Here is a 7476-nt window from a genome sequence, read left to right as displayed (position 1 = left end):
CTACGACTGCGATGGGGCGACTGCCTGCGCGCTCGGCATCCGTGCCTTGCGCGCTTTCGGCGCCCGGGTGGAGTATCTGGTTCCGAACCGCTTCACCTATGGCTATGGCCTGTCGCCCGACATCGTCGATCTCGCCGCCGGCAGCGGACCGGATCTGATCGTCACCGTAGACAATGGCATCGGCAGCGTCGAAGGGGTCGCCCGGGCGCACCAGCTCGGCATTGCCACGCTGATCACCGATCATCACCTGCCGGGTGACGAACTGCCCGCCGCCGACTGCATCGTCAACCCGAATCTGCCTGGCTGCGACTTCCCGAGCAAGGCGCTGGCGGGGGTCGGCGTGATGTTCTATGTCATGCTGGCGCTGCGTGCCGAGTTGCGCGGGCGCAACTGGTTTGCCGAAGGTGCCGGACGCGGCGAACCCAGGCTTGCGGCACTGCTCGACCTCGTCGCACTGGGCACCGTGGCCGACGTCGTGCGCCTCGACCACAACAACCGCGTGCTGGTCAGCCAGGGGCTGCAGCGCATCCGCCAGGGCAGGTTGAGCCCCGGCCTGCGCGCCATTTTCCGGGCTGCCGGGCGCAATCCGGCACGGGCTTCGAGCGCCGACCTGGGTTTCATGATCGGCCCGCGCCTGAACGCCGCCGGCCGCCTGGCCGACATGTCGCTCGGCATCGAGTGCCTGATCACCGACGACGAGGGGCGCGCGATGAATATCGCGCAGCAGCTCGACGCGCTCAACCGCGAGCGGCGCGAGATCGAAGCGGGCATGCAGGAACAGGCGCTCATCCAGCTCGCCGAAGCGGGTGCCGAACTGGCCGGTGAGACGACGGCAGCAGTGTCGCTGTTCGAAGCCGAATGGCACCAGGGAGTGATCGGCATCGTTGCGGCGCGCATCAAGGAGAAACTGCATCGCCCGGTGTTTGCCTTTGCCCGCGGCGACAACGGTGAAATCAAGGGTTCGGGCCGTTCGATCACCGGCCTGCATCTGCGCGATGCGCTCGATCTGGTCGCCAAACGCGCTCCCGGGCTGCTGCTGCGCTTCGGCGGGCATGCCATGGCCGCCGGCGTGAGCCTGCGCGAAAGCGACTTCGCGCGCTTTCGCGAGCTGTTTGCCCAGGTGGCCGACGAGTTGCTTGCTCCCGCCGACCGCGCACGTACGCTGGAAACCGACGGCGGCCTCGAAGCCGCCTACTTCTCGCTCGCCACGGCACGCCTGCTCGAAGCCGAGGTCTGGGGGCAGGGCTTTCCGGCACCGCTGTTCGAGGACGAGTTTCTGGTCGAAAGCCAGCGCATTCTCAAGGACAAGCACCTCAAGCTGCGCCTGCGCAAAGGAATGCAGAGCCTCGACGCCATCCAGTTCAACTTCGACCAGGCGCCCGGCCGCAGCATTCGCGCCGCTTACCGGCTGGCGATCAACGATTACAACGGGGTGCAGACACCGCAGTTGATGATCGAGCACATCGAGCCAGCTGCTTTCTGAAAAGCTGCCCTGCGATGCGTGACGGCTTCAGCGCACCTTGATCTCGGTCCACATGCGCGACAGCAGGCGGCGGGTTTTCGGGTCGAAGTCGCGCAGCATTTCGAGTCGCTGCAGGTCGGCCGCCGGCGGAAAGATGCCGGGATTACCGGCAATCCCGGGCGCGATGTACGGCCTTGCGGCGGCATTCGGATTGCCGGCTCCGATCAGGTTGGACACGTCGGCGGCGTTGGCCCCGTCGAGCATGAAATTGATGAACTGGTGTGCGAGGTCCGGACGACGACCGGACTTGTGCAGCACGAAGCTATCGACCGCCAGCACCGCACCTTCCTTCGGCGTCCGGAAGGCAATGTTGAACGGGCGTCCGGCATCGCGCGCGTCCTGCTGTGCGCGGTACATGTCGCTCGAGTAACCATGGGCGACCCAGATGGTGCCGACTGCCAGATCCTTGATGTAGGTGCTGTTGGAGAAGGTCGCCCAATAGGGCTTGGTGCGCAGGATCAGGCGCTTGGCCTCGTCCCAGCGGGCCGGGTCGGTTTCCTGAACCGAGTAGCCCAGGTATTTCATTGCGGCGCCCATCAGTTCGCGCTGGCTGTTGAGCACCGTGACCTTGCCTTTCAGTTTGTCGAGATAACGTGGCTCGAAGATCAGTGCCCAGCTATCGGTCGGCAGACCGAGTTCGGACAGCCGCGTCGCGTTGTAACCGAGCACGGTGACGGTGGTGGCGTAAGGCACCGCGTAGCGCATGCCGGGGTCGTACCAGGGGTTGCGGAACTCGGCCTTGATGTTCCCGAGGTTGGGTAGTCTGTTTTTGTCGAGCGGCTGCAGGGCTTGTTGTCGCAGCAGGGTTTCCACGGCATTGCCGGTGGGAACGAGCAGGTCGTAACCGATTGCCCCGGCTTCCAGCTTGGCGAGCATTTCCTCGTTGTCGGAATAGAAATCCTGCTTCAGCCGGCAGCCGCATCGCGCTTCGAAGCGGGCCGCCGTTTCCTCCGACAGGTAGGTGTTCCAGATGTAGAGGTGGAGAACATCGGCCGCGTGGCTCCCACTTACCATGAGAGTGAGCGAGAGGACGATGAGCGTGGCGCGCCAGGCGTTCATGCGCGGGCCTTGAGGGCATCCGGTGCCAGCTTCGAGGCGAGCGCGATCAGGCTCAGTGTCAGCGCCATCAACAGGGTCGATACCGCATTGACTTCGGGCGTTACCGCCACCTTGATCATCGAGTAGATCTGCAACGGCAGGGTCGTGACACCGACGCCGGCGACGAAGAAGGTGATCACGAAATCGTCGATCGAGAGGGTGAAGCTCATCAGGAAGCCGGCCAGAATGGCTGGCCGGATCAGTGGCAGGGTGATGTGCCGAAAAGTCTGCCAGGGGCGCGCGCCGAGATCGCGCGCGGCGTCGAAGATGCTTTCGTCCAGACCCGCCAGGCGAACGCGTACGATGATCGCGACGAAGCCGATCGAAAACGTGACATGCGCGATCAGGATCGAGATCAGGCCGAGCGTCAGGTCGAGCACCTGGCGGAAGAAGAGCAGCAGCGAAACGCCGAGCAGGATCTCCGGCATCGCCACCGGTGCCAGGACCAGCAAGGGTAGGCAGCGCAATACGCCAACCGGCCAGCGCTGCATGGCAATGCCCGCCAGCGTGCCAAGCAGGGTGGCCAGTGCCGAGGCGATCAGGGCGATGAGCAAGGAGTTGGCGGCGGCGCCGAGCATGGCCTCGTCGTCGAACAGGAGCGCGTACCAGCGTGTCGTGAAGCCGATCCACTCGGCATTGAGCAGCGAATCGTTGAACGAGAAAAGTACGACGACGGCCAGTGGGACGTAGAGAAAGGCGTATACGGCCAGCGCCGCCGCCCACAGCCACAGCGATCGCTTGGTCCGGCGCATCAGGCTGTTCCTCCTCGCCACGGCCGCGCTGCCCGGGCGGCCAAGCCGGCCAGCAGCAGAACACCGACCGTCAGCAGGAGCGACAGGGTCGAGCCGAGCGGCCAGTCACGGTTGTCGAGGAACTGCTCCTTGATCAGGTTGCCGATCAGGATGTCGCGTGTCCCGCCAAGCAACTCCGGAATGGCGAACATGCCGAGGACGGGGATGAAGACCAGCGCCGACCCCGACCAGATTCCCGGCAGCGAGAGCGGCAGGGTAATTCGCCAGAAGCGGGTCGCGGCACCGGCGCCGAGATCCTGCGCTGCTTCGAGCAGGGCGGGGTCGTGCTGCTCCAGGTTGGTGTACAGCGGCAGAATCATGAACGGCAGGTGCACATAGACCATGCCGGTGATTACTGCCCAAGGTGTGTAGAGCAGGTCGAACGGGCCCAGCAGAATGATCCAGGCGTAGATGCGGATCAGGAAGTTGCTGGCGAAGGGCAGCAGCACGAGCAGCACGAGCAGGTCGCGATGACGCCGGTGGCTACGGGCGATCAGCCAGGCCAGCGGATAGGCAAGCAGCAGACAGAGCAGCGTCGTCGCCGCGGCGACGAGGAAGGAGCGAAGAAAGATCTCGGCATAGATCCAGTCGCTGAAAAAGAAACGGTAGGTGTCCAGGGACAGGGTCAGGCGGCCATTCTCGAGGGCGGGTACCAGGCCACCGAAATCACCCGGTTGCTGCAGGGAGGCGCCCACCATCAGAAGTGCCGGGGCGAGGAAGAAAGTCAGCAGGAACAGCGTCGGCGGCAGACTGACCAGCCATCTGGTCAGCGGTGCGCGCCGGGTCTGCGCAGGATCCCGCGGGCGGTTCGAGGGCTGGCTTTCAGTCACGCAGGTAGACTCCGGCTTGGCGTCGCCAGCCGACTTGGACCGGCTCGCCGCGTTCGAGGAAGCGCGCACGTCCGGGAGCGGCATTGGCGCGCATTGCCTCGAGCACGGCGCCGTTCGGGAGAGCGATCTTGTAAATCGTGACGTCACCAAGGTAGAGGTGGTCCTGCACCGTTCCCTTGAATTGATTGTCCAGTCGGGGTCGCTCGCCATCGGCGATGATGTCGAGTTGTTCGGGGCGGACGGCAAAGGCGCCGCGCTCGCCGGTCCTGGCCGCCGCCGGCATGCTGACGATCTCGCCGACGCCGGCGACGAGCAGTCGCAGGCGATCATTGCCTGCTTCCCGCACTTCGACGGGCAGCAGATTGACCGTGCCGATGAAGTCGGCAACGAAGCGATTGCGCGGGTAGCCATAAACCTGCTCCGGGGCATCGACCTGCTCGATGTGTCCGGCGTTCATCACCGCAATCCGGTGCGACACGGCGAGCGCTTCCTGCTGCGAATGGGTGACAAAGATGAAAGTGATGCCCACTTCGCGCTGCAAGGCAATCAGTTCGGCCGTGATCTGTTCGCGCAACTTGGCGTCGAGAGCGGCCAGCGGTTCGTCGAGCAACAACAGGCGCGGCTTGTTGATCAGTCCGCGCGCCAGGGCGACCCTTTGCTTCTGCCCGCCGGACAATTGATGTGGCAACTGGCGGGCCTTGTCGGCCAGATGGACCAGGTCCAGAGCATCCTGCAAGCGGTGTCGAATCTCGTCGGGCGACCTTCCCGCCATCTGCAGCGGGAAGGCAATGTTCTCAGCGACGGTCATGTGTGGAAACAATGCGTAGCTCTGAAACACCGTATGTACCGGTCTCTGCTCGGGCAGGACCCCGGCCAGCGTTTGCCCGTCGAGCAGCAATTCACCCGTATCGGGCTCTTCGAAACCGGCGATCAGGCGCAGCAGGGTCGTTTTGCCACAGCCCGAAGGGCCCACCAGGGTAAAGAACTCACCCGCTTCGATCGACAGGCAGACGTCGTCAACGGCCTTGAGGTCGCCGAAACGACGGCTGACGTGACGGATCTCGAGCAGTGCCATGGTCCCTATAGTCTAGCTCAGCAAGTCCCTTCCCGTGTAGTGGGGGATGGCCGAGTGCGACGCAGAATCGGCGCGGGGAATTGCCGCGGCGGGTTTGCATGTCGCCGCTGCGTTCGCCTAGAATTTCCTCGGGTGCCCTGACACTTACTCCGGAATGACGCAGGAGTTTTGCTCAGGGCTTGCTTCACAAGCCGGGAATGCCGGGAACCGATGACTGCTGAAGGGATGCACATGAAGGCCATGCTTCTGGATGTCCAAGGCCGGCCGCTGCGGCTGGCCGAACTGCCTCGACCGACGCCCGCGGCCGACCAGGTGCTGATCGAGGTACGCGCCTGCGGTGTTTGCCGAACCGATCTGCACGTCATGGACGGTGATCTCCGGCAGCCTCGCTTGCCGCTCATTCTCGGTCACGAGATTGTCGGCGTGGTGGCCGGAAGGGGGGCCGCCGTCGAGCGTTTTTCGCTTGGCCAGAGGGTCGGCGTACCTTGGCTCGGGCGGACCTGTGGTCATTGCCGTTATTGTGCGAGCGGGGCGGAAAACCTCTGCGCTGCGGCGGAGTTCACCGGCTATACGCTCGATGGCGGCTACGCCGAGTTCGCGCTGGCCGATCAGCGCTACTGTTTCGCCCTGCCGGAAGAATACGCCGACGCCGAGGTGGCGCCACTGCTCTGTGCCGGACTGATCGGTTATCGCTCACTGGTTGCCGCGGGCGATGCCCGGCGTCTCGGAATCTACGGCTTCGGCGCGGCCGCTCACATCATCGTGCAGGTCGCTCGCTGGCAGGGGCGCGAGATCTTCGCCTTCACCAAGCCGGGGGATGTCGATGGCCAGGCCTTTGCCCGCCAACTGGGCGCCACCTGGGCCGGCGGCGCCGACGAGTCGCCACCGGAAGAGATGGACGCGGCAATTCTCTTCGCGCCGGTCGGGGCTCTGGTGCCACAAGCCCTGCGTCACACGGCCAGGGGCGGTACGGTGGTGTGTGCCGGTATCCACATGAGCAACATTCCCGAGTTCCCCTATGCCGTTCTCTGGGGAGAGCGTTGTGTGCGTTCAGTGGCCAACCTGACACGACGCGACGGCGAGGAGTTTCTTGCCGTCGCACCGAAAGCGGGGGTCAGAACCGAGGTGGAAAGTTTCCCGCTGGCGTCAGCCAACGAAGCCCTGGAGCGTCTGCGCCAGGGGCTGGTCAGGGGGGCTGCCGTGCTCGTCTGCCCGGCGCGCTGAACGAGTCGATCAGAAACTGTAGCGCAGGTCGGTATACACCCGGTCCTTGGCGTCGTAGCGGCCAAAATAGCCGAGCGGCGGACCGTTGAACACATCGACACCAAACGCCAGTCGCCAGTTTTTCTCGAAGTTCCAGCTGATGCGCGGCCGGAGCAGCCAGTCGGTACGGTTCAGGCTGGAAATCCAGAGCACCTGGGCCTCGACCTTGTCGCCGAACTTGTGGTTGAGCAGCAGGCTGTAGCCGTTTTCATTGGTGGAGGGAATGATGTAGGGATTGTGGTCGAAGATGTGGTCCTGGAACAACTGGACGTTGATCCGGGTATCCGCGATCTCGGTATAGTCGAGGCCGACTACCCAGGAAAGCGAATTCTGGACAACCACGCCGTCCTGGTCGTTCAGGTCGGCGACTTCGTAGCCACGGCCGCGCGTATAGACTGCCTCGGCCTTGAGAAGCACGGAACCGAAATCCTTGGCCAGGGTACTGCCGAACTGGTTGATGCGGTCGTGTTGTGCCTGATAGATCACCGTTGGTTGCGGATCGCTGACAATCTGGCGGTAGAAGGTCGGCGCAACGCTCATGCTGCTGTAGGCAAACGCCGCCACATCCCAGCCGTCGCGCAGAACCGACAGCCGCAGGCCGTAGTTGGTGTTGGCGAGACTGCGCGAAGGAAATTTCTCGTTGAGGAAGGCCGTCCGGAAACCGGGTGGTGGCGGCAGCGTGTAATCATAGAACTCGGCGCCTGGCTTGCCGATGTCGTCGTAGGTGGCAACCGGGATCCAGAGGAACTCGGCATGGAAGTCGTCCTTGAAATACTCGGCCCGCGCTGCCCACTGGGGAATGCGCAGAATCTCGAACTCCGGCAGGATGAAGTGGCGCACATCCTTGGCAGAAACCACGTCGCCAAAAAACAGGCCGACCATTTCGCCCCAGATGAC

The 7476-nt window shown here is 64.0% G+C and carries 6 protein-coding genes and 1 pseudogene; 2 read left to right on the top strand and 5 right to left on the bottom strand.

Going from position 1 to position 7476, the window contains the following annotated elements:
• Window positions 1–1483, top strand: a 1483-nt coding sequence (recJ, locus tag JNK99_RS08490) for a single-stranded-DNA-specific exonuclease RecJ (RefSeq protein ID WP_291851373.1), incomplete at its 5' end; no start/stop codon positions are given.
• 27 nt (window positions 1484–1510) lie between these two features.
• Here recJ and JNK99_RS08485 read toward each other — a convergent pair.
• The 4 genes from JNK99_RS08485 to JNK99_RS08470 are packed head-to-tail and all read right to left on the bottom strand — an operon-like array spanning window position 1511 to window position 5316.
• Window positions 1511–2581 (bottom strand): spermidine/putrescine ABC transporter substrate-binding protein, encoded by a 1071-nt coding sequence (locus tag JNK99_RS08485; protein WP_291851371.1) that lies wholly within the window; start codon window positions 2579–2581, stop codon window positions 1511–1513.
• Entirely contained in the window at window positions 2578–3372 is a 795-nt protein-coding gene (locus tag JNK99_RS08480; RefSeq protein ID WP_291851368.1) for an ABC transporter permease, read from the bottom strand. The genes JNK99_RS08485 and JNK99_RS08480 overlap by 4 nt, the downstream gene beginning before the upstream one ends.
• A complete protein-coding gene (locus JNK99_RS08475; RefSeq protein ID WP_291851365.1) occupies window positions 3372–4241 on the bottom strand; it encodes an ABC transporter permease in 870 nt (289 codons plus the stop codon). The genes JNK99_RS08480 and JNK99_RS08475 overlap by 1 nt, the downstream gene beginning before the upstream one ends.
• On the bottom strand, window positions 4234–5316 hold the full coding sequence (locus tag JNK99_RS08470; RefSeq protein WP_291851362.1) for an ABC transporter ATP-binding protein: 1083 nt from the start codon (window positions 5314–5316) through the stop codon (window positions 4234–4236). Before JNK99_RS08470 ends, JNK99_RS08475 begins: the two co-directional genes overlap by 8 nt.
• A gap of 231 nt (window positions 5317–5547) precedes the next feature.
• On the opposite strand from JNK99_RS08470, the gene JNK99_RS08465 reads away from it, so the two are divergent.
• Window positions 5548–6540 carry a zinc-dependent alcohol dehydrogenase family protein gene (locus JNK99_RS08465; RefSeq protein WP_291851359.1) on the top strand — a complete coding sequence of 331 codons (993 nt, stop codon included), beginning with the start codon at window positions 5548–5550 and terminating at the stop codon, window positions 6538–6540.
• Window positions 6541–6549: 9 nt separating this feature from the next.
• On the opposite strand, the pseudogene JNK99_RS08460 reads toward JNK99_RS08465, so the two are convergent.
• Window positions 6550–7476: pseudogene (locus JNK99_RS08460) on the bottom strand (hypothetical protein); the annotation flags it as partial.

It is taken from the genome of Accumulibacter sp. (assembly GCF_016789985.1).
Taxonomy (GTDB): domain Bacteria; phylum Pseudomonadota; class Gammaproteobacteria; order Burkholderiales; family Rhodocyclaceae; genus Accumulibacter.
Note: the sequence above shows the minus strand (reverse complement) of the source record. Positions and strands in the feature narration are given on the sequence as shown.